Source organism: Nocardioides sp. YJ-D4 (genome assembly GCF_054031495.1).
Genome location: NZ_CM132932.1, coordinates 2,235,750 through 2,262,554, shown reverse-complemented (window position 1 = coordinate 2,262,554; position 26,805 = coordinate 2,235,750). Strand labels below are relative to the sequence as shown.

General features: G+C 64.6%; 18 protein-coding genes. 9 read left to right on the top strand and 9 right to left on the bottom strand.

Annotated elements, in window-relative coordinates:
* Window positions 1-105: 105 nt before the first annotated feature.
* The 3 genes from ACW14X_RS10715 to ACW14X_RS10705 all read right to left on the bottom strand — a co-directional run bounded on the left by ACW14X_RS10715 (window position 106) and on the right by ACW14X_RS10705 (window position 6,090).
* Window positions 106-2,127, bottom strand: a complete 2,022-nt coding sequence (locus ACW14X_RS10715; protein ID WP_457165585.1) for an ATP-binding domain-containing protein — start codon at window positions 2,125-2,127, stop codon at window positions 106-108.
* Window positions 2,124-5,456: a DEAD/DEAH box helicase gene (locus ACW14X_RS10710; RefSeq protein ID WP_457165584.1), complete on the bottom strand. Its 3,333-nt coding sequence runs from the start codon at window positions 5,454-5,456 to the stop codon at window positions 2,124-2,126. The genes ACW14X_RS10715 and ACW14X_RS10710 overlap by 4 nt, the downstream gene beginning before the upstream one ends.
* 118 nt (window positions 5,457-5,574) lie before the next feature.
* Entirely contained in the window at window positions 5,575-6,090 is a 516-nt protein-coding gene (locus tag ACW14X_RS10705) for a hypothetical protein (RefSeq protein WP_457165583.1), read from the bottom strand.
* A gap of 658 nt (window positions 6,091-6,748) precedes the next feature.
* Here ACW14X_RS10705 and ACW14X_RS10700 point away from each other — a divergent pair.
* From ACW14X_RS10700 to ACW14X_RS10685, 4 genes are read left to right on the top strand one after another with little or no spacing between them, the layout of a single operon-like run.
* Window positions 6,749-8,221 (top strand): ATP-binding protein, encoded by a 1,473-nt coding sequence (locus ACW14X_RS10700; protein ID WP_457165582.1) that lies wholly within the window; start codon window positions 6,749-6,751, stop codon window positions 8,219-8,221.
* Window positions 8,218-11,019: a Z1 domain-containing protein gene (locus tag ACW14X_RS10695; RefSeq protein WP_457165581.1), complete on the top strand. Its 2,802-nt coding sequence runs from the start codon at window positions 8,218-8,220 to the stop codon at window positions 11,017-11,019. Before ACW14X_RS10700 ends, ACW14X_RS10695 begins: the two co-directional genes overlap by 4 nt.
* Window positions 11,009-12,034 carry a PD-(D/E)XK motif protein gene (locus tag ACW14X_RS10690; protein ID WP_457165580.1) on the top strand — a complete coding sequence of 342 codons (1,026 nt, stop codon included), beginning with the start codon at window positions 11,009-11,011 and terminating at the stop codon, window positions 12,032-12,034. The genes ACW14X_RS10695 and ACW14X_RS10690 overlap by 11 nt, the downstream gene beginning before the upstream one ends.
* On the top strand, window positions 12,004-14,052 hold the full coding sequence (locus ACW14X_RS10685; protein ID WP_457165579.1) for an AIPR family protein: 2,049 nt from the start codon (window positions 12,004-12,006) through the stop codon (window positions 14,050-14,052). The genes ACW14X_RS10690 and ACW14X_RS10685 overlap by 31 nt, the downstream gene beginning before the upstream one ends.
* 87 nt (window positions 14,053-14,139) lie before the next feature.
* On the opposite strand, the gene ACW14X_RS10680 is transcribed toward ACW14X_RS10685, so the two are convergent.
* Window positions 14,140-14,523 (bottom strand): very short patch repair endonuclease, encoded by a 384-nt coding sequence (locus tag ACW14X_RS10680; RefSeq protein WP_457166061.1) that lies wholly within the window; start codon window positions 14,521-14,523, stop codon window positions 14,140-14,142.
* Window positions 14,524-14,681: 158 nt separating this feature from the next.
* On the opposite strand from ACW14X_RS10680, the gene ACW14X_RS10675 reads away from it, so the two are divergent.
* Window positions 14,682-15,959 carry an ATP-binding protein gene (locus ACW14X_RS10675; protein WP_457165578.1) on the top strand — a complete coding sequence of 426 codons (1,278 nt, stop codon included), beginning with the start codon at window positions 14,682-14,684 and terminating at the stop codon, window positions 15,957-15,959.
* Here ACW14X_RS10675 and dcm read toward each other — a convergent pair.
* Window positions 15,915-17,897 (bottom strand): DNA (cytosine-5-)-methyltransferase, encoded by a 1,983-nt coding sequence (gene dcm / locus ACW14X_RS10670; protein WP_457165577.1) that lies wholly within the window; start codon window positions 17,895-17,897, stop codon window positions 15,915-15,917. The two genes, ACW14X_RS10675 and dcm, sit on opposite strands and share 45 nt — an antisense overlap.
* A gap of 103 nt (window positions 17,898-18,000) precedes the next feature.
* On the bottom strand, window positions 18,001-18,948 hold the full coding sequence (locus ACW14X_RS10665; protein ID WP_457165576.1) for an HNH endonuclease: 948 nt from the start codon (window positions 18,946-18,948) through the stop codon (window positions 18,001-18,003).
* 189 nt (window positions 18,949-19,137) lie between these two features.
* Between ACW14X_RS10665 and ACW14X_RS10660 the strand changes: the two genes are divergently transcribed.
* The 3 genes from ACW14X_RS10660 to ACW14X_RS10650 all read left to right on the top strand — a co-directional run bounded on the left by ACW14X_RS10660 (window position 19,138) and on the right by ACW14X_RS10650 (window position 22,579).
* Complete coding sequence (locus ACW14X_RS10660; RefSeq protein ID WP_457165575.1) at window positions 19,138-20,160, top strand: LacI family DNA-binding transcriptional regulator; 1,023 nt, start codon at window positions 19,138-19,140, stop codon at window positions 20,158-20,160.
* Window positions 20,161-20,414: 254 nt separating this feature from the next.
* Window positions 20,415-21,950: an arabinosylfuranosidase ArfA gene (arfA, locus tag ACW14X_RS10655; protein WP_457165574.1), complete on the top strand. Its 1,536-nt coding sequence runs from the start codon at window positions 20,415-20,417 to the stop codon at window positions 21,948-21,950.
* Between the two features lie 14 nt (window positions 21,951-21,964).
* Entirely contained in the window at window positions 21,965-22,579 is a 615-nt protein-coding gene (locus ACW14X_RS10650; protein ID WP_160025382.1) for a nucleoside/nucleotide kinase family protein, read from the top strand.
* 3 nt (window positions 22,580-22,582) lie between these two features.
* On the opposite strand, the gene ACW14X_RS10645 is transcribed toward ACW14X_RS10650, so the two are convergent.
* Entirely contained in the window at window positions 22,583-23,365 is a 783-nt protein-coding gene (locus ACW14X_RS10645) for a hypothetical protein (RefSeq protein WP_457165573.1), read from the bottom strand.
* On the bottom strand, window positions 23,362-24,111 hold the full coding sequence (locus ACW14X_RS10640) for a helix-turn-helix domain-containing protein (RefSeq protein WP_160025381.1): 750 nt from the start codon (window positions 24,109-24,111) through the stop codon (window positions 23,362-23,364). The genes ACW14X_RS10645 and ACW14X_RS10640 overlap by 4 nt, the downstream gene beginning before the upstream one ends.
* Window positions 24,112-24,185: 74 nt before the next feature.
* On the opposite strand from ACW14X_RS10640, the gene ACW14X_RS10635 reads away from it, so the two are divergent.
* Window positions 24,186-24,725: a TOPRIM nucleotidyl transferase/hydrolase domain-containing protein gene (locus tag ACW14X_RS10635; RefSeq protein ID WP_457165572.1), complete on the top strand. Its 540-nt coding sequence runs from the start codon at window positions 24,186-24,188 to the stop codon at window positions 24,723-24,725.
* Window positions 24,726-24,776: 51 nt separating this feature from the next.
* Here the strand turns inward: ACW14X_RS10635 and ACW14X_RS10630 are convergent, their stop codons facing one another.
* The gene (locus tag ACW14X_RS10630) at window positions 24,777-26,627 is read right to left on the bottom strand and encodes a hypothetical protein (protein WP_457165571.1); all 1,851 of its coding nucleotides are present in this window, start codon (window positions 26,625-26,627) and stop codon (window positions 24,777-24,779) included.
* Window positions 26,628-26,805 lie beyond the last annotated feature (178 nt).

The following is a 26,805-nucleotide window of genomic DNA, read 5'->3' as shown; positions in this document are numbered from 1 at the left end:
ATCGCAGTGTTCGCGGGGCCCCTGAGCGTGACATCGCGGCGCTTACCGACAGCGCGATCGCCCCTATTCAGGGTAGACGCGACCTCTGACCCTCCGGCCGGAACCTCATGTGGCCCGGCCGCGCAGGGCGTTCCTGAGCGCCTTGGGGAGCGGACTGCTGTGGACGACGACGAGCTCCCGGTTGGCCCGTGTCAGGCTTGTATAGAGTTGTCCGTGTCGGCCGTGCTCGTCGGCTTTGAACTTGCCGGGCTCAACCACGACCACGGCGTCGAACTCTAGGCCGCGGGCTCGCTCGGGTGTGTAGATCTGAACCTGGACGCCGTCGCGTGTAAACGTTCGCCTGATCTTCGGATCGGGTCGACGCCAGCCTTCGGTCACCATGAACTCCGCTAGTTCCTCAGGACCTCGGGGAACGATGATGGCGGTCGTTCCTGTGGCGTACCTTCGGGCCAGATCGGAGGCGACATCGAGAGCGCGGCTAGCCACGCGCTTGGTGTTTGCGGCGCGCACGGCCACTACTTCGGGGCCGTCCACCTGAATCGAACTCGCCTGGCGCATGCCGTCGGGAAGAACGGCGTCCGCGAAGCGAAGGATCTGGTTCGTGGATCGATAGCCGCGCTCCATGACCGCAGGCCGGCGCTCTCGGACGCCGAGGCCGAGGGCAGCGCCGATCGACTCCCATGCGGTGTAGCTGGTGGCAGACCGACGTTGGTTCTGGTCGCCGATCAAGGTCCAGCGGCCGGATTCGGCAAGGTGCATTTGGAGCAGTTCCCAGTCCGGCGGGAAGAGGTCCTGAGCCTCGTCGACGATGATGTGGTCGTAGCGTTTGGTAGGCGCGGAGATGTTGACATGGAGGAGGGCGAGCAGCGGAAGAAGCGCTCGCTGCGTCACTGCCTTTTCGAGTGTGGGAAGCGTGCGAAGCCGACCTGCAAGATCGGCCTCGTCGGTGAGCGGGACATCGCGTGTCCCGTTCCTGCGCAGCAGTTCGTATGCGGCCCGGACGTGCTCGACCAACGAGGGGCGAATCGGGCGGGCGGCGGAGTGGAGTACGTCGGTGGCGGCCACGTCGACGGCCACAGCGGCCAGTGCCATCACGCGGATGCCGTGATCGTCGTAGGCCGCCTTCATCTCACCCTCGCGAGTGCCGTTCCGTTCGCCGTCGACGATTCGCCTCATCAGCCCTGCCAGATCGAGGACCTCGATCGTGGCACCGGAATGTCGGAAAGGGCCGAGAACGTCCTGGACGTGTTGGACGTAGCCGGCTGTAGGCCCCAGCAGCAGGACGTTCTTCAGGCCACCGCCGTGTTCGCCGCGTTCGGGTGCGTCAGGTGTCGTCAGGAAGCCGGCCCGGTAGGCCGCGACGACTGTCTTGCCGGTGCCTGGATGACCTTGCACGATCAGGCCGCCATCGGCGGGACGCGTGACCAGGTCATGTTGATCTGGCTGGAGGGTGGCCAGGACCGAGACCATCTTCTTCGAACGCGGGGCCGCAAGCTGTGCCTTGACGAGGTCGGGGGCTCGCATGGTGGCAACCTGCACGGCCGGGTCACCGGTGCCCGCGCCCTTCTGTAGGGGCGACCTCGGTGCCGCAGTCCGCGGTGGGGCCGGTGGGATGGTCGACTGCGGGGCAGTGACAGCACGACGCCGGGAACGCCGTGTCGGGGGAGCCTGGACCTTCAGCGTCGCCTCTATAAACGGCGACGACGAGGTGGGACGGCGCTGTTCCTCCTCCACGGCGGATATTTCGAGTTGTGCGTCATGGGCGAAGGTGCGGATCACGGCGATCCTTGAGCTGATCTCGTGGCTGGTGTCGTCGGGCTGGAAGAACGCGCGCGCCACGGGCGCGTTCCAGCTGTACGTCGGGACGTCGCCGCGGATGTAGCGGGGTCCAATGTAGAAGTTGGTGCCGATGTCCTCGTCAGGTTCGGTGAGCCCGACGCGCCCGATCAGCGGTGCGATGTGTCCGTAACTCTTGCCGTGGCCGTTGTTTGCGGGGTTGACAAACTGCTCGTTGCGAGTGGTTCCCCAGTTGATCGGCTTCTCCAGCCACTTGCGAAATCTGTCGAGATATTCCCGATTGCGCGCCTGCTCGAGCGGAAGTTGGGGATGCTGGCCCGAAGCGGTCATGCGATCACCTCCACGACACACACGGCCAGGTCCTCGGTCGTCAGGGTGGCTGAACGGGTCTTGTCGAGCTCGGCGGTCTGGGCAGCGAGGCGCTCCTCGGCCTTGCGAGCCTTGGCCTGGTTGAGGCGGATGCCGCGTTGGTTCCCGCGCTCGATGTTGGTCTCAAGGGTGCGAGTGATGTGCTTCATTCGACGGTGATGGACGTCCTGGATCGACGCTCTGCGGGTCTGGATGAAGGCGTCGTTCTCGGCGACGAGAGCAGTCTCACGGTCCTGGCTGCGGAGCTGAAGGACCACTTGGGCCTCATCGGCCGCATCGGGCAGGTCGTCGTAGTCCCGATAGGGACCGGCTCGGAGCGTTCCCTCGGCGAGCGAGCGCATCACGGCCGCACCGATCGTCTCGCCCACGTCGATGAGCAGGTCCACATCGACGCTGGCGGTCCAGATTTCGTTGAAGGGACGCAGCCCGTTCCACCTCGCGACACTGAGCAGAGTCAGATACGTGCCCGGTCCCGTCCCGGCCTGCTCCGGACTCATCCGCAGGGTCGTGAACCGGGCCTGGCGGTAGCCGGGCGTACGGACCGCCGCGCGGGTCAACACATGGGTCGCGGTGAGCAGATTCAGACCGCTGGTGCGGGAGGCTTCCTGGTCGAGGGACACGATGATCGGCTGCTCGCCACGCATCATCGAGGCGAGCTCGCTGACTTCCGTGGCGAGCCGTTCCTTGGTGCGCGCCAGCGCCTGGAGATGATCGGCCATCTCCGGATTGCCACGCACCGTGAGAACGGTGTCCTCCTGCTTGATCTCACCGCCGAATGTCTCGGCCCAATCGCTCATCAGGTGCGCCAGCTCTGGCTGACCGACGTAGCGTCCGTTGGCCAGGAGATCCCGTTCCAGGCCGTCGATCTCCGCGCCGTCGGTGCTGATCAGTCCGGGAGCAGCCGCCTCGACCTCCTGCAGCGAGCGGGCCTGTTCCTCGATGGCGATGAGAGCCTCGCGGACTCGCTGGTCACGTTGTTCGGGCCTCAGGTTGAAGTCGAAGATAAGTCTCTCCGTCTCCCGCCAGTGCGACTCCAGGATCGGCTCCAGTTCGCCGATCGAGTGCTCGAAGACGCCGATGCGGTCATGGACCCGTTCACGGATGGCCTCCTCGATCGTGCCGGGAGTGGCGAAATTCCAGACGGCGATCTTCGCCTCGTCCTGACCGATGCGGTCGATCCGACCGATGCGCTGCTCGATCTCCATCGGGTTCCACGGCAGGTCGTAGTTGACCACCGCCGAGCAGAACTCGAAGTCGAGTCCCTCGCTTGCCACCTTCGTGGCCAGCACGAAGTCGTACTCGCCAGCGCGGAAGCCGGCCATGATCCGGTCGCGGTCGCGGCGGTGCACTCCACCATGCAGCGCTGCGATCCGATGACGCCCGCTGAGGTGCTTGACCAGGTAGGCGAGCGTCCTGCGCGAGAACGTGAACACCAATGCCTGCCTGCCCTGGCCCGCCAGATCGTCCAGCGCGGTGTTCAGTTGGCGCAGCTTGGTATCCGTGTGCAGCCTCTTCGCGAGCTGGACAAGGGTCGCAGACGGAGGTACGTCCGGGGCGGATCGAGCGGGTACGTCGGACTCCTCGGCCCCCACGTCGGATCTACCGTCGATGACCGACCGGGCGGCCTCTGGCAGGCATGATCCGGCCAGACGCAGCGGCATCTGCATCGAGAAGTTGAGCGGGGTGCCCGACAGAGCTGCACGCTCCTCGCACCACTCCAGATACGCGGCGTAGAAGGCCGCTTCGTCATCGTCGAAGTGCACCTCGACGACCTGCGGAACCCGCAGCGGCTTGGTCTCCTGGATCTCGACCTTCCGTGTGCGGCTGATCTGGGCCGAGAGGGCGTTGAGCTCAGTGCAGAGGCGGCGTACCTGGGCTCGGTCCGCGGCGGAGAGATCAGGCTGGGACAGTAGTCCGGAGAGAATCTTGAAGTCCGGCCTGTACTGCAGGATGCGGCCGAAGAGGTGCTGCTCGAGTTCGTTCAGCCAGCCCCGTCGATCACGGTTCACGACGGTCGGATCAGTCAACGAGCGGCTCACCCGGTTCAGGACAGCATTGGGCTGAAGACGCACCTCCAGCGACTCTTGGTCCTCGAACTCGCCGGGAACCAGGATCGAGAGCAGGTTGTACAGGTCCCGCGTGCGCAGGTTGATCGGCGTTGCCGACAGCATCACCAGTGCCTCGGCCCAACCCTGCAACTCCTCGCCAAGCGCGAAGCTCTTGGTGTCGCTGTTACGGAACGTGTGAGCTTCATCGACGATGACCAGGTCGAACTCAAGGCCAAGCTCACCGGCCCGCTCCAGTGCATCCCAGGACCGCAGCCGGTTGATCGAGCAGACGTACGCCGCCCGCTTCTTGACTCGCTGCGTCTCCAACGAGGTGACGATGTTGTCGAGACCGGCGCTGTCAAGTTCGACTAGGTCGAAGCCGAACCGCTCCTCCATCTCCCGCTGCCACTTGGTCACCAGCGGCGGCGGGCACACCACCAGAACCCGATCGGCCTGGCGACGGGCCTCGAGCTCCGTCCAGACCAGTCCGGCCTCGATCGTCTTGCCCAGGCCGACCTCGTCGGCGATCAACAGCCGCAAGGCCCCCGTGGCCAGCAGCTTGAGGACCGGCTTGAACTGATACGGCCGGAAGATCGTCCGAGTCGCCCGGAAGGAGTAGACCGTGTCCGTGAAATGGTCGGAGAGCTTGGCCCTCGTCAGCGTCGCCGCGAAGCGGCTGGGCGAAGCCGGGGGCTCCGAAACCCAGGCCGCTGCGTCGTCGGCCGTTGGACGAGCCTGGAGGGAGGACTCGGGCATCCGTGGTGAGCCGTCGGAGGTGAAGACGGCATAGCTCCAGGTGCTGCCGACGTACTGGCGGCTCTTGATGATCCCGTCGATGCCGCCGCTGGTGATCACTTGCTCGTTGAGTGCGTACTTCGGCGGTGCGACGACGGTCGCCAATTCCCAGGACTCCTCGAGCCATGCGAGTGCATTGTCCAGGGCGCTGTCCTCGGGAATCTGGTCATAGGGCGCTGTGAGTCCTGGTGCCGCATCCGCTCCGTCATAGACAGCTAGAACGGCCGGCTCTTCAATGCCGGAGAACCAATAGATCCCGGCGGGCAGACGGGTGGGAGGGGCAGCCACGATTCGAGTCCACGCGAATCGGTGCACGATGTCGGGAACTCGCCGTCCCCAGACGAGTAACTCGGAGAAACGACTGGTCTCTGTGAGTGCCGCCAGATCGCGCACGCTTGGGTGATAGCCCCAGGTGGAAGCGATGGTTTGTGGGTCCGGTGCTGCCACAGGGGGTTGCCTCTTGTTCTCGGCGGTCGTGTCTCGGCAACGGTCCGTCAGAACGCAGACACGGCACTCAGCGATGGGACCGGAATTACCCCAGATTGAGTACGACCCGAGTCGCGGTTCAAGCGCCGACGAACAGCGTCCAGCGGACCGACGAGGCGATGTAGCCATCCCAGGGCCAGGCCATGGGTGCGGTCGAACATGGACAGGATCCCGGCCGCTGGGCGAAGGGGACGATGAGACGGATGAGCACGAACGCGAGCAGGATCGCCAACCCAGCGATCTGCAGGTATCCGCAGGTCACGATCACCGCGACCAGGTTGACCAGACCTGCGGTGGCGCGCTGACCCCAGTGCTCGCCCTTGAAGTATTCGTACGCGACCGAGTCTTCCCGGTCGACCTGCTCGGCGATCGTCTTGAACGCGTCCTGCTTCTCCTCGACGATCGCCTTGCCCTCGCCATCGGGGTCGGACCGATAGGTCTCGTATTCGTCGAAGGTGAAGTGGGTCGCCCGGAACAGGTCTGGTCCGTGTTCACGGGCAGTGGCGGAGTCGGCATCGCCCAGCGCGCCGGTGAGCCAGGTGCGGTATTGGGTTGAGCGTACGACCTCGTCCATCTGGCCGTTGATCGCAGCCACGGCTGGATCCTCGCCGGGCGCCGGGTGGTCCTCGAGCCCGGTCGCTATCAGCGTGACCGTGTTGCGTACGCCGTCATCGACGAGGCGGACCGACTCGGCGGGGTAGGAGATCAGCAGGGTGCTCCCGAGCAGTCCGCCTCGTCGAAGTAATCATCAGCATCCGCCGCGCCGGCGACACGCTCACCGACACCAAACGCCACGCCATCGCAGCCTCCGCGCTGCGCATCTGCGACGTCCCCGAAGAACAGATCTGGACCGCCGCCGTCGCCGCGGAGCGTTTCGTCGGCCAGTTCACCTAGTCTCCCGGCCTGGCCGCTCCGATGGTGGCGGTCAAGCCGGGCCAACCGCTTCTTCCGGAACGGGACCGGCCGCGCGCACGTGTATGTCGGGCGGCTCTCTCCTGTTTGCGAAGAGTTGAGGACACGAGAGTGGGCGGAGGTTCGTAGCGGACCACTTCATCGAGCGACTGATGTCCAAAACCTCGTGATCCATGAAGCCTTGATGGCCACCGCAGTCCAGCAACCCAGGCCGACGCATGTGTAGGCAGGTTCGTCCGCGTCGTTCGATCGGTGCAAGATGTTTGATTCGGCCGAATGTGCCGGACGTAAGCATTAACCTCGGTTAGGCAAGAGAGGACTGCCGTTGACGGAGGGAAGGTTTGTCCGACTGGGACATCGCGGAACCGCGAGCCGACGCGCTGATCGAGTCGTTGCGCGCGTTCGGATACACGCCTGAAGCGGCGATTGCTGATCTCGTAGACAACAGCATTTCTGCTGGTGCCAAGACAATCAGGGTCGACCTCCAATGGAATGGCCGTGACTCGGTCGTCACGGTTGCAGACGACGGAAGCGGGATGTCGGAGGCAGCGCTTTACAGCGCGATGCGCCCAGGTAGCAGGAGCCCGCTTGAGGACCGTTCGAGGCATGATCTTGGTCGGTTTGGTCTTGGCCTGAAGACCGCCTCCTTCTCACAAGCTCGTGAGCTAACGGTTCTCACGCGCACGGTAGGGTTCGGTGACGCGATCCGGCGTTGGGACCTAGACACTGTCGCGGCGAGCGGCGAGTGGCGCCTCCTGCGTTCCGGTCCTCCAGCGATTGATCTGAATTTCGACGGCGCCGCCGGTACTGTCGTCGCATGGTCGAAGTGTGACCGCCTTGTCGGCGATGTGGACTCGTCTGACACCAAGGCGCATGAGCGATTCCTTCAGTTGACCGCCAGGATTCGGCATCACTTGGAGGCGACGTTCCACCGCTTCCTCGGCGGACGTGGCCGAGTCTTGATGCTTGTGAACGGCCAAGCGCTGCGTCCGTGGGACCCGTTCATGACGTCGCATGGTGCAACACAGCATCTCTTCACCGAAGACCTGCCGTTCCAAGGTGAGATCGTCAGGGTTAAGGCGTATGTCTTACCCCACCGGAGCAAGCTCACGCCGGAGCAGGCCGACGAGGGCCACGGCGCGTCGGGTTGGAACCAGCAACAGGGATTTTACCTTTATCGATCGAACCGCCTGCTGGTGCAGGGGGACTGGCTCAACCTCGGGTTCACCAAAGACGAGCACACCAAGCTGGCGCGAGTCTCAGTCGACTTTCCTGCGACTCTCGACCATGCCTGGCAGGTCGACGTGAAGAAGTCGTCCGCGCGGACCCCCGGTGCTCTCGTGCCAGAGTTGAAGCGGATCGCGAAAGTTGCCCGATCCCGAGCCGAAGAGGTGTACCGCTTCCGGGGAAAGATCACAGCATCCAAGACGAGCCAACCGTTTGTTGTGGCATGGCTGCAGTACATCGATCGTGCGGGCGATATCAGGTACAAGGTCAACCGTTCCCACCCCGTGATCGTGGCCTTGTTGGACGCCGCAGCACATCGGAAAGGCGAGGTCGAGAAGGCGCTTCGGTTCATCGAAGAGACAGTGCCGACCACGCTTATCGGTGTCAGTATCGCGGACTCGCTCGATAAACAGCCGACGCCGTTCGGAGACGCGACCAGAGACCTCAAGCCGCTAATCGACTTCGTCTTCACCGATCTCGTGGTTGACGGCTACACCCCGGACGAGGCTTTGGACCGCATCGCGGTCATTGAGCCCTTCTCGCAGTTTCCGCAAGTTGTCCAAGCCTTCCGAGAGAGTATGCAATGAGCAACGCCACGTCGGTCCGCGGATTCGTCATCACCAAGATCGACCAGTTCGCGAGCCAAGGCAAGCCGGTCACCCCTGAACAGCTCCGCGCGTGGGTCGATGCGATGGCGGACATGGTCGAGGGATTGGATCCAGCCGACTCGGTCGACCGGCAGCAGCTCGCCAAGGAGATCGAGGCGGATGTCAATGTACATGTCGGCAGTTGGAACTCGATGTCCGATGACTCGGATCACATCCCGTGGCTGCATGACAGACCTGAGCAGAAGGACGAATGGAAGTTCTGGAGCCGGTACGAACGGCTGATGAGGAACGAGCTCAAACTCCCGCCCTCCTCGGTCGATCGGTTGGACGAGGTTACCGACGACATCCTTGGGCGCTTGGAGGATCCGAAGCGGGATGGGACCTGGGACCGCCGTGGGCTGGTGGCAGGACAAGTGCAGTCCGGCAAGACCGGCAACTACACCGGCTTGATCGCGAAGGCCATCGACAACGGGTACAAGCTCGTCGTCGTGCTGGCTGGGGTGCACAACAGCTTGCGCAGCCAGACACAGGCACGTATCGATGAGGGCATCTTGGGCTTCGACACGCGTGCCATCCGCAAGGCACAGCAGGCAGAGGGATCCAACAGGATCGGGGTCGGAAAGCTCGCCGGCGAGTGGTTGCACGTCAGCTCATTCACGTCATCGTCCGAGTCCGGCGACTTCAAGCTGTCGGTTGCGCAGGGCATGGGAATCGTCCCAGGCGGCTCTGACCCAATCATCCTGGTTGTCAAGAAGAACAAGTCGATCCTCGAGAACCTGTACAAGTGGTCTACCCACCTCAAGGGTGCGACAGATCCCGACACGGGCAAATTCCGGGTGCGCGACGTGCCGGTTCTCGTGATTGATGACGAGGCGGACCACGCGTCCGTGAACACGAAGTTCGCCAAAGACCATTCCGAGGTCGACCCATCCGCGATCAACGGCCTGATCCGACAGTTCCTCGATACGTTCGAGCAATCGGCGTACGTCGCCTACACCGCAACTCCATTCGCCAACATCTTCATCGATCCAGAGGCCGATCATTCCGCCGTCGGTGAGGACTTGTTCCCGCGCAGCTTCATCGTGAACCTTCCTGCTCCCAGCACGTACATCGGCCCGGAGCGCGTGTTCGGCCTCGAAGCAGACTCTACGAATGCGATCGATGAGGTCGAGTCGCTCGACATCGTGCGTAGGACTTCTGACTACGGTGATTGGCTGCCTGACAAGCACAAGGCTGTTGACCCATTGGGTGACGAGCTACCGGAAAGTCTCGAGGACGCGATCGTTTTCTTCTTGATGGCAGGAGCCGTCCGTCGCCTACGCGGCCAAGGAGGAAAGCACCATTCGATGCTGGTACACGTGACCCGGCTCACTGACATGCAGAGGAGGGTCGCCGATCAGGTCGAGGACTTCTTGGCTAACGTCACGGCCCGTCTTGAGTTCGGGGAGGGATCGGAGCCGATCCTGGAAGAGCGGATCGAGCGGCTCTGGGCAAAGGACCTGCTTCCCACATGCAGTGACATTGCGCGACGTCACGACCTTGCCTCCCAAGTTGGGCCAGTCCCAACGCTCGCAGAGGTAAAGGTTGAGCTGGTCGAAACTGCGAGGCGCACGAGACTTCACGTGATTAATGGCACGTCCGCAGATGCATTGGAGTATATCGACCATCCAGAGGGAATCAGCGTGATTGCAATCGGTGGCGACAAGCTCTCCAGGGGCCTGACCTTGGAAGGGCTTTGCGTTTCCTACTACCTTCGGGCGAGCCGGATGTACGACACTCTCATGCAGATGGGACGTTGGTTCGGTTACCGGCCCGGGTACCTCGACCTCTGCCGCCTATACACGACCGGTCCGCTCGTCGACTGGTACGAGAAGATCACCGCAGCGAGCGCCGAACTACAAGCAGAGTTTGAGGCGATGGCAGCAGTGGGATCGACCCCTGAAGAGTTCGGCCTGCGTGTTCGCCAATTGCCGGACGGCTTGTTGGTTACGTCGCCGCAGAAGTTGAAGCACGCCGCCCGGTACTCGATCTCATTCAGTGGTGGGATCTCAGAGACGGTCACATTCCTTCCTGACTATCGCCACGCCAATTTCGCGGCCTTGGAGTCTTTCATCGAGTCGTTGGGTGAGCCGGTGGCGAACGTGGGTGATGGTCGGGTTTGGCGAGGTGTAGATCCTGAGTCCGTCATCCGGTTCTTGTCTGGTTATCGGGCGGACAAGGCGGCTCTGAAGAGCCTTCCAGAGCCGCTGATCAAATACATCCAAGCCAGACGAGCCGACGGCGAGCTCGGCTCCTGGACCGTTGTCTTGGGTGGGGGACAGAAGGACGCTCCCCCGCGCACCATCGGTGGCGTCAAGACGAGCCTCGTGAAGCGGGCGAATCAGGCTGCCATGGATTCGGGCCGGTACACGATCCGACGCGTGGTGAGTCCATCTCACGAGCTGGTTGACTTCAATGAAGAGACTCCTGGGTGGAAGCAAGCCTTGGAAGAGACAGTCAGGGCTTGGAAACAACGGCCCAACAAGAAGCCGACTGCGAAGGCGCCTACCCAACCGAGCGGCCGGGTCGAGCGTCAACGTAGATCCGTCGATCGTGGGTTGCTTCTCCTCTATCCCCTGAACGCTGCAGAGTGGCGTAAGGAGGCGGAGGAGGGCGACCCGTTCGTCGGGTTCGCGGTTTCGTTCCCTCACTCGGATAGCGCGGAGCCTCTCGAGTACCAAGTCAACCCGGTCTTCCTGAAGAACGTCTTCGGATGGGACGGCGACGATGACGAGTGACGTGCTCGACCCGTCACTGTGGGCACAGCTCCGAGAGGATCCCCTTGCTAAAGGCGTCGTCATGCGTCGGGTGCTGCCGAACCTGACGCACGACGTCTTCATTGGGGAGATTAGACCCAGCCGACACAGGGTCCTCGAGCTCTCCGTCATCGGTGTCGCTGCCAACATGCCGAAGAAGTGGCGACAGTCGAAGGGGCTCGAGATCGGGGTAGATACCTCTGACCCAACACGAACCAAGGTCCGACTGCGCTCGCTAACCAACTTGGGAGACCCCCTCTTCGTCGAACTCGCTGCAGAGGTTGTCGGCACGTTGGCCGCATTCCCGGGCTCCGATGCCGCCACCCGGGTCGTGGAACGCGTCATCGCTTGGCAGGAGTTCTTCGCCCGCCGCGGCGAACCATTCTCGGAGGAACAGGCGGCAGGATTGTTCGGAGAACTTACGGTGCTCGGGGACTACCTGCTCCCTGAACTGGGCTCCTCGACGGCTGTCTATGGCTGGACGGGCCCAGATCCTTCGCTTCAGGACTACCAGTTCAGCGATGTCGCCCTCGAGATCAAGACCTACCGGGGATCTGGTGCCGGGCAGATGAAAATCAGCTCGGAACGGCAGCTCGAGCACATCGGCGTCACCGATCTCTACCTCGGCTATGTGTCTCTTGACGAGCGGCAGGACGGCACCGGTCAGTCGCTGATTGAGCTGATCGATCAGCTAAGGAGCCTCCTTAGTGACTCGCCCGCCGCCGCGCATCTCTTCGAGGGAAAGCTTCTGAGCTGCGGCTGGCAGGACTCTCACTCGGAGTTTAGAACCGAACGCTATGTTCCCCGCGCCGTTGAGTTCTTCCTGGTTACTGGCGGTTTCCCACGATTAGTTGCTAGCGAGCTACCGACTGGGTTGAGCTATGTGACCTACGTGATCGAGCGCAGCGCCCTTGACCCGCACCTGACCGCCAGTGATGCGGTGATTGACCACCTGAGGACCAAGACATGCACGCCGAAGATCTTTCCGCATTCGTAGCTGACCTCCACCAGGAGCTGGTGCTCTCGGCGTCCGAAGAAGGAGCGGAGCGCAGCGTTCCTGAGGCCTTCACTGAGTACATGTTCGGCGTCTTGACCGAGGCGGGTGAGATCGATGGCGCCGACCTGGCAATGTATGAGGCGCGAGCAGCACGGGCGTCAGGCTTCACGGTGAGCGAGGATCAGTCGACGCTGTGGCTATTCCTGACTGACTATCGCGGTGGCTTGGCGCTGGAGTCGTACACCAAGGCGAGTCTCGATACTGCGGTCCGGCGGATGACGGGCTTCCTCGAGCAGGCGGTAGATGGTCTCTGGCGGCAGTTGGAGGAGACTTCACCGGCTTGGGATATGGCCCAACGAATCGCTGAGATCTGGACGAAGGTCGGCGAGGTGCGTTTGGTCGTACTTACCAATGGAGACCTTCGTACGAACGTGGTCCGACCTGAGGCGATCGAATCGAGGCCGGTGCACCTTTCCGTCTGGGATGCGACGCGCCTGCATCAACTTGTGACCAGCGGGCGTACACAGGAGCCGATCCGCATCGACGTGGTGGCGATGTGGGGCGCCCCCATCGCCTGTCTCGGTCCTCAAGGCGACCCCGGTCGATACGAGGCCTATCTCACGATGCTTCCCGGCGATTTCATCGCCAAGCTCTACGAAGAGCACGGCCCGCGCCTCCTCGAACTGAATGTACGGTCCTTCCTTCAATCGCGCGGCAAGGTCAATCGCGGAATTCAGGAGACGATCAAGGATGAGCCGCGGAGCTTCCTCGCGTACAACAACGGTGTGTCTATGACCGCTGCCGAGGTCAAGGTTGTCCCCATCGCCTCAGGCGGAGTCGGGATCTCCGAAATCCACGATCTCCAGATTGTCAACGGCGGTCAGACCAGCGCCTCGCTCCACTATGCGAAGGTGAAAGCGAAACAAGACCTGTCGGACATCTTCGTCCAAGCGAAGCTCTCGGTCGTCGAGCCAGCCAACCTGATGGACCTCGTTCCGAGGATCAGCCAGTTTGCCAACAGTCAGAACAAGGTCAACATGGCCGACTTCAGCGCGAACGATCCCTTCCACGTCGAGGTCGAGAAGCTGTCGCGCGCGATCTGGGCGCCGGGGAAGGACGGCACGGCGCGTATGACTCGATGGTTCTACGAGCGGGCACGCGGACAATATGCAGACGCTCACGCAAGGCAGAGGACACCTGCCAAACAGCGTGAGTTTAAGGCCGTCCAGCCGCTGAGCCAGAAGTTCACGAAGACCGATCTCGCGAAGTTTGAGAACACGTGGGACCAACTGCCTTGGATCGTCTCCTACGGCGCGGAGAAGAATTTCCGTGAGTTCATGCTCCGAATCGAACGCCGAGGTGCGGGTTTCAAGCCGGACCAAGACTACTTCGAACTGCTCATCGCGAAGGCGCTGCTCTTCCGCGCTGCCGAGAAGCTCGTCGGCAGTCTGAAGCTTGGTGGATACCGTGCCCAGACGGTGACCTACACACTTGCGAAACTGTCACATGCGACCGAGCAGCGCTTGGACCTGCGCGCGATCTGGAGGTCCCAAGAGCTGCCGCCCGCGGTCGGCGACGCGATCCTCGACCTAGCTCCCCGAGTTCATCAGAAGGTCTTTGCGACGGCTGGCACTAGAAACATCAGCGAGTGGGCCAAGAAGGATGATTGTTGGAAGGCTATCCTCGAATTGGCATGGGACGTGCCCGGACCACTTTCCAAACTGCTCACGAGTGGAGGTCGCAGGGCCAAGACCATTTCGGATATGAGTGTCGCGGAGATGCTGAATGACGAGGAGCGAGCCGCGCTCGCAGCGGTAACTTCGATCAGTGGCGACGATTGGTTTGCGTTGAGCCAGTGGGCGAAGCAGACGTCGAATCTGCAGTCCTGGCAGAGAAGTCTGGCATTTACTTTGGGACGTCTCTTGAAGGCTGGTTCGACGCCGTCTCGTAAACAAGCCAACCAGGGTGCACTGATCCTTGCGGAGGCGCGTCGTTTGGGTTTCGCTGGTGCGCGTTGAGGGCGAATCAAGTCGTCCTATGTATTACATCGTGCCGGCCACGCGGGCGCCGTGGCTCGGTCAATCGCTTGCGCCTAAAGAAACCGGTCAGAGCATGTCACTCAACGCCCGGTACGTGCGCGTCACGCGCGCCGCGGCCTCGACGGCGTTCTCATGTTCCCAGATTCGCACTACCGCAGATCCGAGAGCTTGGAGGCGCAGCGTGGTGTCCTTGTCGCGCTCTCGGTTGCCGGCGATTTTTGCCGTCCAGAAGTCGCGACGGGTCTTCGGAACCACGAAATGCATTGGGCAGCCGTGCCAGAAGCAACCGTCGACGAAGACGTATAGGCCTACCCTCGTAAATGCGATGTCCGCGCGTCGCCGGCGGTCGAAGGGGAGAGGCATGTCGACGCGGAACCGTAGCCCCGCGGCATGCAGGAGTCGCCTCACCTCGAGCTCCGGATTCGTGTCGCGAGACCTGTTCGCCCGCATCGTTGCGGCGGCGGCGAACGATACGGGCGGATCGCTCTGAGAGGATGCCGCAGATGTCGGCGCAGCCCGGTAACGTTCTTCAGACACGTGTTCGGGTGACCGGGTTTCAGGTCTTGCGCGTGCCATCATGACAGTGTAGGAGGAGATGCCCGGTGGGAATGAGTCGATCGTACGATGTGGCACCTTCGGCGGCGCGGCTGACTCAGTCGTTGCGGGACATCGGCTACAACTTCCACACTGCGATCGCGGACATCGTTGACAACTCTGTCGCCGCCGGTGCTACCCACATCAACGTGGAGACTGTCTTCGAACCGAATGGGTCGTATGTGCTCATCTCGGACGATGGCTCTGGGATGGACCAAGCCGAGGCGGTCGAGTCCTTGCGTTTCGGGACTAGGCGAGGTTACGAGCTCAACGAGTTGGGCCGATTCGGGCTCGGTCTCAAGACCGGATCCTTCTCCCAGTGCCGACGGTTGACGGTCGTCTCCCGCAGTCACGGGGCTAATCGCGACGTTCACATCGTCACTCTCGACCTCAATCGTGTCACGCGTGACGACTCGTGGGCGGTTCTGGCGGATGAGAGGTCTCCGGCGATCGATCGCGCAGTCGACAAACTTCAAGAGGCACCTGGAACTGTCGTCGTATGGGAAGACCTCGACCGAGTGCTTCCGGATCGCTACGCAGAGAACGGTTGGGGGCGCCGCAGGCTCACCAGCCTTGCATCAAAGACCAGTGAGCATCTGGCTATGGTGTTCCACCGCTTCATCGAGGGATCTGTCGCGCACCGCAGCGAAGTTGTGATGGCGGTCAATGGTGAGAAGCTCAAGCCGTGGAACCCCTTCGCGCCGGCAGAGCCCGACACGAAAGCACTGCCGCAGCAGCGTTTCGAGATCGAGGCTGATGGTGGATCTTCATCCGTGAAGTTCCGGGGCTACATCTTGCCCGCCCGGGACCGGTTCTCCTCTTCCGACGAGTTCGATCGTATGTCGGGACCGTTGAAGTGGAACCGGCAACAGGGCCTCTATATCTATCGGGCAGACCGTTTGGTGCAGCACGGCGGCTGGTCGGGGATTCGCGGAATCGACGAGCACACGAAGCTCGCTCGCGCGTCTATTGACTTCGACACGAATCTCGATGAGGTCTTCCAGATCAACGTCGCGAAGATGAAGGTCGAACTTCCGCCCTCGCTAAAGCAGATGCTCGAGCGACCTGTGCATGAGCTCTCAGTCCTTGCCAATGACGCCTACCGACGCTCGGCGAATGCCGGCGACCGTAAGGAAGCCTCTAAGTCCGCCGCTTCCCAGGTTGCGTTGCACGAGGTCGGTGTTGCGCTCAAGGCGGCGCTGCTTGAAGAGAACGACTTGCCCTCCTTCAAGACCGCCGTTGGCACGCTACGGCGACGAAACCCCGACTTGGCGGATGCGCTGGGTCTCTAGCCGGCTTCGGGCGGAGTCGTCGAAGTTGCGGCGACAGGACATCGCGAGCGGACACCCGGCACAGTCGGGCGCCTTCGGCGTGCAAACCCGCTGACCGAGCTCGATCAGAGCGAGTTGGGCAGCCCGGCTGGCTTCGGAGTTACCGATCAGACGTGCGATCGCGATACGTCCATCGCTGTTGCGGTTGCGCAGCCATCCCTCGTTGCCTTGGAAGAAGCGCCCAGCAACCCTCAGTGCGCCGGCCGTGGCGATGACAGGTTCTTCCTCGTCGGACTGCACCACCATCGACAGCTCTGCTGTCCCGTTGGAGACGAGTTTGTCCGCGACGAGGACCTGGAGCTCGGCATCAGGAATTGTCGAGTCGACGTCATGCTCCACCAATGTGTTAGCCATAGCCAGAAGGGCGTCAGCGGCATCGGCGCGATTGATCCACTCGCAGATCTCACGGATCGTCTCGTTGGCATCCAAGACCTGTTGGGGCCGGTCCAGGTCAGCGACAATCGGCCAGAGGGCCCGCTTCACTACATCACTCTCGCCGCCGAACAGGGTTTCCCCTACCAGGACCTTCCACCGCGATCCTGAAGTGATCCAGGGGTCGAACTCATCGAGATTGGATTCGATCCAAGCGGAGAGAGCGGAACGTGTCCAGGCACTTGGGACGGCCTTCGCTCCTGAATCATCGTTCAATGCCTGAATGACGGTCCGGCCGACTGCACGTCCGAGGAATGGCGGGACGGCGTTGCCGATCTGTCGGAACGCTGACGTCGGTGATCCCGCGAACCTGAAGTCGTCTGGAAATGTCTGAATCCTCGCGGCCTCTCGGATGGTGAGTGTCCGATTCTCCCTTGGGTGGATGTACCAGTAGCCATCCTTCGCGATATGCGCGGTGATGGTCCTAGACAGGTCGTCGCCATCCAAGCGCTTGTACTTGTCGTCGAAGATGTCGTCGCGGTAGCGCTTGAGGTTCTCAGGAAGCTCGGAGTACTTGGTCTTCGTGTCCAGATGCTCGAAGGCTTCGAGATCGTCGTCACGAACTTTGCGGGTGACGTGGTCGTACACGCGGAAGCGGTGGAGGTTGGAGACCCCGCTTCGCATCTCACGCTGGAAGCTCGTGGTCGGACCGCTGTACGGCTTGTATTCGGTTCTGGTCGTCTCAACCTGCCAGCCAGCTTTGGGATCAACGCTCGGCAAGTCGGAGATGGCGTTGCTCAGCGTCACGCGTTCCTCAGTGGGTTCGGGCCACGTGAAGTCGGAGCCGTTCTTCAGAGCGATGAGGATCAGCCGCTGCCGAAACTGGGGTACGCCATATGAGGATGTCTCGACCACGCGTTCCTGCACGGCGTACCCGGAGTCCTCCAGCTCCTGCACGATGCTTCGGAGGATGAACATCTCGCGGTCGAGCGCCATGTCAGGCACGTTCTCCATGATCACCGCACGCGGCTGCGCCGTGTGGATGATCTCCAAGTAGGAACGCCACAGGTCGCGTCGCTGGTCGTGCGGTTCTCGCATACCTTCGCGGACCAAGTGGCGCATCTTGGAGCGACCGGCCTTGGAGAAGGGCTGGCACGGCGGGCCACCGGCAATAACGTCGATCTCGACAGACCGGAGGATCTCCCCGACGCGGTCGACGTTGGTCGGGTCGCCGAGATCCCAGTCGACTGCCATGCCGCCGAAGTGATGGGCGTGGGTCTCTAACGCGTCTGCGTCGAAGTCAGCGCCAAAAACGACACGCATGCCAGCGTCCTCGAGCCCCAAACTCATTCCGCCAGCCCCTGAGAACAGATCTGCTGCGAGCAGTGTCCCGGGGTGTTCTGAGCGAAGCGCTCGACAGTGGTCGACAAGTCGGTCGGCGTCGTCGACGTGGTGCTCGTGGGGCGCGAGTCGAAGGGGCATGCCCCGGTCGAAGACTGCGGGCTGGCTGGGAGTCGCTTCGTTCATATGTTCACCTCAGGGGCAGTCTACGGAGACGTGGCTCAGACGACAGGAACCGGCGTCGCCGTAGCCGAGCGTGTTGCGCCACTCGGGCGCACCGCACGGGCTCTCAACTGGCCCGATGCTCAGCCCAATGCCGTGCGAGCCACTCGACCTGCTGGTCGTGGGGCTGGACGCGCAGCTGCTGGTCGTGGAGGGCGGCGTACTGGGGATATGCCTCCAACTGGTCCGAGACGTCGATATTGAGACTGCTCGGGTTGACCGCGAGTGAGCCGTCATCGAAGAGGCGATGGACGTCTCGCCGGAGCATGAGGCCGCCGTGTTCGTGGTGAACGCCAAGTTTGGCGTAGCTGTACAGGTGTCCCGCCTCAAGCACCTTGGCTGGTGCGTCCCCGGTGAAGGCGCAGACTTCGCCCATCGAGTCGAGGAGATGCTCGCGAAACTTCCGTTGCCCCCTACGAACCCGGACGATTTCCAACAGATGACCCTGTGGGAAGAACAGGTCAGGGGTCCGATGCGCGACTCGGTCGACGGCGCGCTCGGCCCCGCGGGCACTGAGCGCGTCCTGAAATGCATCCCAGCGAAGCTCTCGCATGCTGAGCTGACTATCGGGGGATGCGCAGAGTTTCCGGAGTTGATCGCGCGGTAAGAGGTTATCGAGCGAGGTCCACGCTGCGTCGTGGCGGGATCGATACTCCGTGACCGTGATCGTTTCCGACGTGGGAAGGTCGAACTCGTGACGGCACTGGGAACACTTGTACCGTGGGCTCTTCGTCTTTCGTGCCTTGATACCGGACTTTCCACAGCTCGGGCACTTGTAACGCAACTTCTCCTTGACCTCGGTATCGATGGCTTCAATCACCGATAGGCCGAGCAGGCGATGCTTGTCCCAGAGTGCGACCGGGTCGCCGACCTTGATTCTGGCGTGGTTCGGAACGGTGCTGTCCCACGTGTAATAGACGTCTGCTTGGTCGTCGTAACCCGAGTTGCCGCCGTGCTGTCGGTCGTCGCCCACTGCCATGAGGAGCCACGCCGAGGCATTCGGCACGTCGACCATGTTCTCCGTCCATCGATGCAAGCTAGAGGTGGGGAGTCAAGCTTGGCACGAGACGCCGTTTGGCGCCGGGAGACCGATCAATCCGTCAGGTTCGGGATAGTCACGACTTGGCGTGGAGGCGCCGACATCAGGTAGGCGCCGCCTTCTGGGGGCCAACGCATCGGCACACCGTTGAACTACGCTGCCCCCATGAGCAGGGGGCCGCGGCGGGCAACGGTGAAGGATGTCGCGGCGCTGGCGGGGGTGTCGCCGAAGACGGTCTCGAACGTGATGAACGGGACGGTGTTCGTACGTCCAAACACCCAGGAGAAGGTGCGGGCGGCGGTCGAGGAGCTGGGGTTCGTACCGAACCTGAGTGCCCGGAGCCTGCGCAACGGCCGGACAGGGGTGATCGCGCTCGCGCTGCCGGATCTGGCGACGGCGTTCTCGGCGGACTTGGTGCACCGGGTGGTGCAGGTGGCGCACGAGCGTGGGATGGCGGTCCAGATCGAGGAGACCGGGGCCGAGCCGAAGCGGGAGTACGACCTGGTCTCGCGGGCCCGTGAGCACCAGATCGACGGGCTGATCCTCAATCCGATCCGGCTCCAGGACAGCATCGTCGTCCACGACGATCAGCTGCCGCCGGTGGTACTGATCGGTGAAGTCGAGCAGCACAAGGTCGATCGGGTGCTGATCGACAGCCGGCAGGCCGGGTATGAGGTGACGAAGCACCTGCTCGAGCGCGGAGCGCGGCGGGTGGCGGCGCTGGGCGGGAAGACGGGCGCGACCGGTGCGTCGGCGACCAGCATCCAGCGGCTGGAGGGCTATCACCGGGCGCTGCGGGAGCACGGGATCGAGGCTGACCCGCAGCTGGAGGTGTACGTCGAGGAGTGGTCGATGGCGGGTGGCGCCGAGGCGGCCGCCGAGCTGCTGGCCCGCGACGCCGGCTTCGACGCGATCGTCGCGTTCACCGACTCGATCGCGCTCGGCGCGATGCACGTGCTCCAGGAGCACGGGATCTCGGTGCCCGGCGACGTACTGATGACCGGGTTCGACGACGTCGAGCACGCCCGCTTCATGAATCCGTCGCTGACCACCATCGCCCTGGACCGGCACGCCTTCGCCGAGGCGGCTGTCGACCTGCTGCTGACCCGGATCGGGGACCGGACGAGCCCTCCTCGCGCCGTTGCGATCCCGCACGAGCTGGTCGTCCGTGCGAGCACGACGCGGTAGCTCGGCCGAGGCGGTCTAGTGCACGGTCCAGCGGCCGTGCGCGATCCAGACGCCGACCAGGATGCCCAGCAGGTAGCCGATACCTGCGGCGATGAGCATCGTCGTACTCATCGGGAGCGTGGCCTTCGGGACTTCATGCTTCCCATTGGCCCTCGCGATCTGGGCGTGGTCGGTCGGGGTCGGAGGGGATCCCCCGAATAGGGGAGGCGGAGTCTCTTGCCTGTGTCATTACAACGATGTAATAGATTCGTGCCATGACCCGTGCACGCATCACCATCGACCGTGACTTCACGATCGCCGACGTACCCCGACGTCTCTTCGGGTCGTTCGTCGAGCACATGGGGAGGTGCGTCTACACCGGCATCTACGAACCCGGCCATCCGACCGCCGACGACCGTGGCTATCGCAAGGACGTGCTCGAGCTCGTCCGGGAGCTGGGTCCGACGGTGGTGCGCTACCCCGGGGGCAACTTCGTCTCCGGCTATCGCTGGGAGGACGGCATCGGACCGGTCGCGGACCGGCCTCGCCGCCTCGACGGCGCCTGGCACACGATCGAGACCAACGAGTTCGGGCTGCACGAGTTCATGGGCTGGGCCCGCGAGGCCGGCGTCGAGGTGATGGAGGCGATCAACCTTGGTACGCGTGGGGTCGAGGAGGCGCGGGCGCTGGTCGAGTACGCGAACCATCCCGGTGGGACGTACTGGTCCGATCTTCGCCGGAAGAACGGCGCCGAGGATCCCTTCGACATCAAGCTGTGGTGTCTCGGCAACGAGCTCGACGGGCCGTGGCAGATCGGCCACAAGACGGCGCACGAGTACGGCCGGTTGGCGCAGGAGACGGCCAAGGCGATGAAGCTCGTCGACGACTCGATCGAGCTCGTCGCGGTGGGTTCGTCCAACCGCTACATGGAGACGTTCGGCTCGTGGGAGCACACCGTGCTGACCCACGCCTATGACGAGATCGACTACATCTCGATGCACGAGTACTACCAGGAGCGCTCCGGAGACGCCGCCTCGTTCTTGGCCGAGGCGGTCGGGATGGACGCGTTCATCGACGGCGTCGTCGCCACGATCGACGCCGTCAAGGCGGCCGGCAAGCACACCAAGCAGGTCGACATCTCCTTCGACGAGTGGAACGTCTGGTACATGGAGGGTCTCGACTCCGAGGACCAGCCCGACCAGGTGAAGAAGGAGTGGCGCGAGCACCCGCGGCTGATCGAGGACACCTACTCCGTCACCGATGCCGTCGTCGTCGGCACCCTGCTCAACAGCCTGCTGCGCCACGGTGACCGCGTACGCATCGCCAACCAGGCGCAGCTGGTCAACGTGATCGCACCGATCCGCTCGGAGGAGGGCGGTCCAGCCTGGCGGCAGACGATCTTCTGGCCGTTCGCCCGGATGGCTTCCCTCGCCCGCGGCCAGATCCTGCGGCTGGCGGTCTCGGCCGACCAGATCCCGACCGAGAAGTTCGGCGACGTCGACGTCATCGACGCTGCCGCGACCTGGTCGGAGCCGGACGGTCGAGTCGCGCTCTTCGTCGCCAACCGTGGGCTCGAGGAGGCTTCCGAGGTGACCGTCGATCTGCGCGGCCTCGGGGTCTCGCGGGTGGCGAGTGCCGAGGTCCTCACCATTCCCGAGGGCGGCGACCGGCACACGTCCAACGTGGAGGCCGCGCCCGATCGGGTGGGGCTCGTGCCGCTTCGCGACGTCGGCGTCCAGGACGGGAGCGTGCGACTGAACCTTCCGCCGTTGTCGTGGGCGGTCGTCGAGCTCGAGGTGTCGGTGTCGTGAGCCCGAGGTTGACCTTGACCGTCAGTGAGAGCGAGCTCCTCCGGCTGGCGGAGAAGATCAGGGAGAAGGCAGGCGCCAGGTTCGTGCTCGGCATCGTCGGTCCGCCGGGGGCGGGGAAGTCGACGCTGGCGGAGCGGCTGCGGGACGTGCTCAACGAGGACGGGCGGGTTGCGGTGGTCGCGCCGATGGACGGGTTCCACCGGAGCAACGCCGAGCTCGACGCGATGGGGGCGCGGGCGCGGAAGGGCGAGCCGGACACCTTCGATGCCGAGGCATATGTGGCGGCGTTGCGACAGCTGCGGGGTCGCGGACGAGTCGAGTGGCCGACGTTCAGCCGTGTCACGGACGAGCCGGTGCCCGGCGGGGTGGTGATCGACGGCGAGCCGATCGTGATCACCGAGGGCAACTACCTGTTGCTGGAGGATGGGCCGTGGAAGGACGTACGCGGGCTCCTGGACGAGGCATGGTTCGTCGACGTCCCGGACGAGGTCCTCGTGCCCCGGTTGCTCGAGCGGTTCCTCGCCGGCGGGAGGTCGCGGGCGGAGGCCGAGGCCAAGATCGCCGAGAGCGATCTGCGCAACGCCGCGCTGGTGCGGGCGACGCGGGATCGAGCAGTTCGGGTGCTCTGATCCTCAGTCCGCCGACGCGGCGCAGTCGATCAGGAACGACATCAGCTCGGTGGCGTCGTCGGTGGTGACGACGGTGTCGAGGGCGTGGTCGAGCTCGAGGCGTCGGGCGCCGGGGATGCTGATGGCGTCGAAGCCGTTCGAGATCAGGATGCCGGTCATCATCAGCAGGGCGGTGCGTTCGTTGCCGCCGGCGTAGAACCGGGTCCGTGCGGCGGAGCAGAAGTAGATCAGTGCCCGGAGCCGGGGGTCGTCGGTCTCGGCGAGGCGCTCCCGCAGGGTGGCGAAGCGGGCTCGAAGCAGCTCGCTGCCGTTTCGGCGCAGCGTGCCCTCGCCGCGGAACCTTCCGGCGTCAGGCGTCTCGTGGAGGGCGACGATGCGGTTGAGGCGGTCGGACGTCGATTTGTCGATATGGAACCTGCCGTAGCCGATCAGGTCGCGGAGCGCGCCGTACGCCTCGTTCAGCGCCAGCACCTGCAGCTCGTCCGCGGCCCGGTGGCCACCGACGGTGATGCCGTCGAGGAGGGAGCGGACCTCGGGAAGGGTGAAGCTGTTGCCCTCGAGCGTCGCGGCGTTCCAGACCAGCTCGGGCAGGCTCGCGCGGAACCGGCGCCAGGCGCGGTCGGTGTCGCTCGGGAGGATGCGGGCGGTGTCGACCTCGGTCCACCAGATGCCGGTGTCGCGCAGTTGGGCGTCACGGTCCGCGACCTCCCGGTAGGTGTCGTCCGTGGTCGCCTTGCGGGCGGCGTACGTCTCGGGGTCTGGTGCCCAGCGGGGCTGCTTGGTCACCATGTCCGGATCTCCTCGCGGGCGCGGTCCGCGGCATCGCCGCCGACCGAGATGGCGTCGATCGCGATCTGGATCGGGGCCGCGTAGACGACCCGATCGCGCTCGAATGTGCCGAGGAACAGCTCGGGTTCGGCGGCGGCGATGACCACGGTGGAACGGTGCGGGGCGGATGCCGGCCGGAGGGTTCCGCCGGTGAGAAGAGTCCGGATCGCGCTCGGGTCCTCGCACCACAGGACCGAGATCCGGGGGACGGCCCCATCGAAGGACGGGAGGTCCAGGCCGGCCGCGCCGGAGAGCGCCCAGCGCTGGCCGGAGGCCTCGCCGGCGGAGGCGAGCCGGCCGATGGTGGCCTCCCCGCCCAGCCGGACGGCGTCCGGTCGGTGGAGAACACCCGAGGCGCGTGCCGCCTCCTCGATGATCTGAATCGGGTCGCCGTCGGCCCAGGTGTCGAGCCGGGTAGCCCAATGTTCGACGTCGGCGTCCACGTCCGCCGGGTAGTTCTCGTCGAGGATGGCTCGCGCCGCCGCGGCGGCTGCTGCGGATGCCAGCGGTGTGGTGCTCATCGTCAGGTCGAGCCCGCAGGCAGCGGTGATGTTGTGGAGCGTCGCGACCGACGGACTGACCTGGTCGTTGAGGATCCGATGGACCGTCGACGCGGCCACGCCCGCGCGCGCCGCCACCTGGCGGGCGTTGAGGCCCGAGTGCTCGATGCACTCGGCGACCAGGCGGCCGACGTCCGATTCCATATATGCAACTCTAGGTCGAGGTGTTGCATATATGGAACAGGCGCGGCGACGTACCTTCTTCTAATGTGTGCGCCATGACGCGACCGATCACGCTGCTCGTCGAAGGAGAGTCGGACAAGGCTCTGGTGGAGGCGCTGGCTCCGCGCTACGGAGTGGACCTGACCGAGCTCGGGATCGAGGTCGTCTCGATGAACGGCGCCGGGAACGCGGGCCGCTACATCCGGGAGACGACGGCGGCGGGACATCGGGTCGGCGGACTCTACGACGAGGCCGAGGAGCACTTCGTCACCAACGCGCTCGGCCGGCAGGTCGGCGAGGACCTCTCCGGCCAGGGGTTCTTCGCGTGCCGGCGCGACCTCGAGGACGAGATGATCCGGGCGATCGGCGCCGCGCGGATCGTCGAGATCCTCGAGGCCAACGGCGAGGGCGGCAAGTTCCGTACGCTGCAGAATCAGCCCGAGCACCGCGGCGAGGAGGTCGCCGACCAGCTGCACCGCTTCTTCGGCACCGCGTCGGGACGCAAGATCCGCTACGGCACGATCCTCGGCGAGGCCGTCGAGCTCGAGTCGATCCCGGACCCGCTCATCGGTCTGCTGACCTGGTGCTGGGGCTGACGCTAGGCGTCGCCGAGTCGGCGCGTTAGAACGAGCCGACTCGGCATTCTCCTAGGGCTCCATGTCGTCGTGGACGACGACGCGGGAGAGCTCGATGGTGCCGTCGGGGCACTTCCAGAAGTGCAGCCGGCGGGCGCTGGGCGTGTGGATCTGCATCGAGACGCGGTAGCAGACCGCGCCGTCGGGGCGGGACTGTGGCGCGGCGTTGCCCCCGGCAGAGGTACGCAGCTGGTGCAGCTCGCGGCCGGTCGACTGCTCCGCGAGGCCGGTGAGCACCTCCATGACCACGTCGGCGATCTTGTCGACGGCGATGCCCTCGAGCGCGTCGACGCTGTCGAGGAACCGCTCGCCGATCGCGTAGTCCGGCAGTGGCCGGGTCGGCTGTTCGCCGACGGGGATCCGGCGGGCCCAGGCGGCCTCGACCAGGTGACGGAAGCCGCGCTCGCGGTCGGCGAAGACGGGCAGGGCTACGTCGGGCGGGGCGGTGCGCTGCTTGGCGCGGCGCAGCTGGGAGCGCATCCGGGCCAGCTCGGCGTCGCGGGTCTCGACCTGGCGGGCCGCACGGGCGAGGTCCTTGGCGAACTGCACGCGCTCGTTGCGTAGCCCGGAGACCTGGTCGCGGAGCTCGGCCAGCTCCGCCTCGAGGTGTGCCTTTTCGGCCTTGATCGCGGTGACCTGCAGCGACATCGACTGCACGGCCGCCTTCTTCGCCGGCGCGGGCTCCTTCTCGGGCATGGGCGAGGGTTCGGGCGACGGCGCGGGCGCAGGCCGGACCGCGCGGACCGGCTCGCCCTTGCGCCGCGGCATCATCGCGGGACTGGGGATCGCCGGTTTGGCCGGAGCCGCGGGAACGGGCTCAGCAGCCGGCTCGACCACCGGAGCGGCCGCGGCAGGCGCGGTCTCGGCAGGCGCGGGCACCGCACGTGCAGGCTCGGGATCGACATGCTCGACGGGAGCAGGCGGCGGAGCATCCGGGTCGAGCCAGGGTGGGCCACCGGCGTACAGGGCCAGGGCTTCGCGGGCGGTGTCGTGCTCGCGGACCTCGCGCAGCGACAGCCGCCACTTGGGTCCGGTCGCGACGACCCGCGCGAGCACGACCTCACCGGGGGTGAGGAGCGCCGAGAGGTCGTCGTCGGGGTCGCCGGTCACATCCGAGCGGAAGAGCTCGACGGTGACGTCGGGATGCAGGCGCAGGTCGGCCGAGCCGGCCAGCACGGAGCGGACCTCGGCGGGGACGACGTCCCCGGCGGAGTACGTCTTCAAGGCCTCTTCGGCGGTGGGGCGGCTCTCCCGGATGTCGAGCCAGCGTGACTTCTTCTCCAGGACGCCGTCGACGTGCATCCCCGGGGCGAGTACGCGCTCGATCGGCACCCCGGCCTGGGCGAGCTGGGGCGGGACCGAGGCCATGTCGCCCCCATCGAGGGCGACCAGAGCGCGCTCGCTCATGATCGAGCGCACCGTGCCGGCGCGGCGCTCGCGGGTGGAGGCGGTGCGGGCGCTGTCGAACAGTCCGGCCGCCGCGGCCATGTCGAGGGCGTCGTCGATGAGCTGCCCGGTGAGCTTGGGGCCCTCGGACTTGCTCCACGCGAACCGCAGCGGGGCCTGCTTCAGATCGATGTTCCACGCCAGGCCGACCGGGTAGACCCGTCCGGCGCCGCCGTAGACCTGCGTGCCCGGCGTCATCTTGTTGGAGAAGGCCCAGGTGTGTCCGCCGGTCGTGACCAGGAAGAGGTCGGCGAGGTCGCCGATCTCGGCCGCGATCCGCTCCACGTCGGCGTAGGGCTCGGTGTGTCCTGACGCGACCGTCACCACCACGGTCGGCTTCGTGCGGGAGTCGCCGTTGAGCAGCGCCGCCAGCGCCTCGGCCTCGGACGTGTTCGTCACGCGTTTGATCGCAGACATGCCCCTCCTTTTACAAAAACGTACAGCGAACGGAAAGCGGACCGACGTCAACGACCCGGCCTTGAGGGAGCATTCGTCGGAGCCGATACCGGGGGTGGGTGTCAATGACGCGCCCGTGTCATATTTGCCTCGCCAACTTGTCTAGAGCTGTGACGCTTTTACGACATTGTCAGGTATC

What these genes read in the sequence shown, in the direction of transcription:
- ACW14X_RS10685 (WP_457165579.1), top strand. Translation starts at nt 12,004, where the DNA reads ATGCACGCCGAAGATCTTTCCGCATTCGTAGCTGACCTCCACCAGGAG.
- ACW14X_RS10690 (WP_457165580.1), top strand. Translation starts at nt 11,009, where the DNA reads ATGACGAGTGACGTGCTCGACCCGTCACTGTGGGCACAGCTCCGAGAG.
- ACW14X_RS10640 (WP_160025381.1), bottom strand. Translation starts at nt 24,111, where the DNA reads ATGGAATCGGACGTCGGCCGCCTGGTCGCCGAGTGCATCGAGCACTCG.
- ACW14X_RS10630 (WP_457165571.1), bottom strand. Translation starts at nt 26,627, where the DNA reads ATGTCTGCGATCAAACGCGTGACGAACACGTCCGAGGCCGAGGCGCTG.
- ACW14X_RS10675 (WP_457165578.1), top strand. Translation starts at nt 14,682, where the DNA reads ATGAGTCGATCGTACGATGTGGCACCTTCGGCGGCGCGGCTGACTCAG.
- ACW14X_RS10665 (WP_457165576.1), bottom strand. Translation starts at nt 18,948, where the DNA reads ATGGTCGACGTGCCGAATGCCTCGGCGTGGCTCCTCATGGCAGTGGGC.
- ACW14X_RS10660 (WP_457165575.1), top strand. Translation starts at nt 19,138, where the DNA reads ATGAGCAGGGGGCCGCGGCGGGCAACGGTGAAGGATGTCGCGGCGCTG.
- dcm (WP_457165577.1), bottom strand. Translation starts at nt 17,897, where the DNA reads ATGAACGAAGCGACTCCCAGCCAGCCCGCAGTCTTCGACCGGGGCATG.
- ACW14X_RS10680 (WP_457166061.1), bottom strand. Translation starts at nt 14,523, where the DNA reads ATGCGGGCGAACAGGTCTCGCGACACGAATCCGGAGCTCGAGGTGAGG.
- ACW14X_RS10695 (WP_457165581.1), top strand. Translation starts at nt 8,218, where the DNA reads ATGAGCAACGCCACGTCGGTCCGCGGATTCGTCATCACCAAGATCGAC.
- ACW14X_RS10715 (WP_457165585.1), bottom strand. Translation starts at nt 2,127, where the DNA reads ATGACCGCTTCGGGCCAGCATCCCCAACTTCCGCTCGAGCAGGCGCGC.
- ACW14X_RS10635 (WP_457165572.1), top strand. Translation starts at nt 24,186, where the DNA reads ATGACGCGACCGATCACGCTGCTCGTCGAAGGAGAGTCGGACAAGGCT.
- arfA (WP_457165574.1), top strand. Translation starts at nt 20,415, where the DNA reads ATGACCCGTGCACGCATCACCATCGACCGTGACTTCACGATCGCCGAC.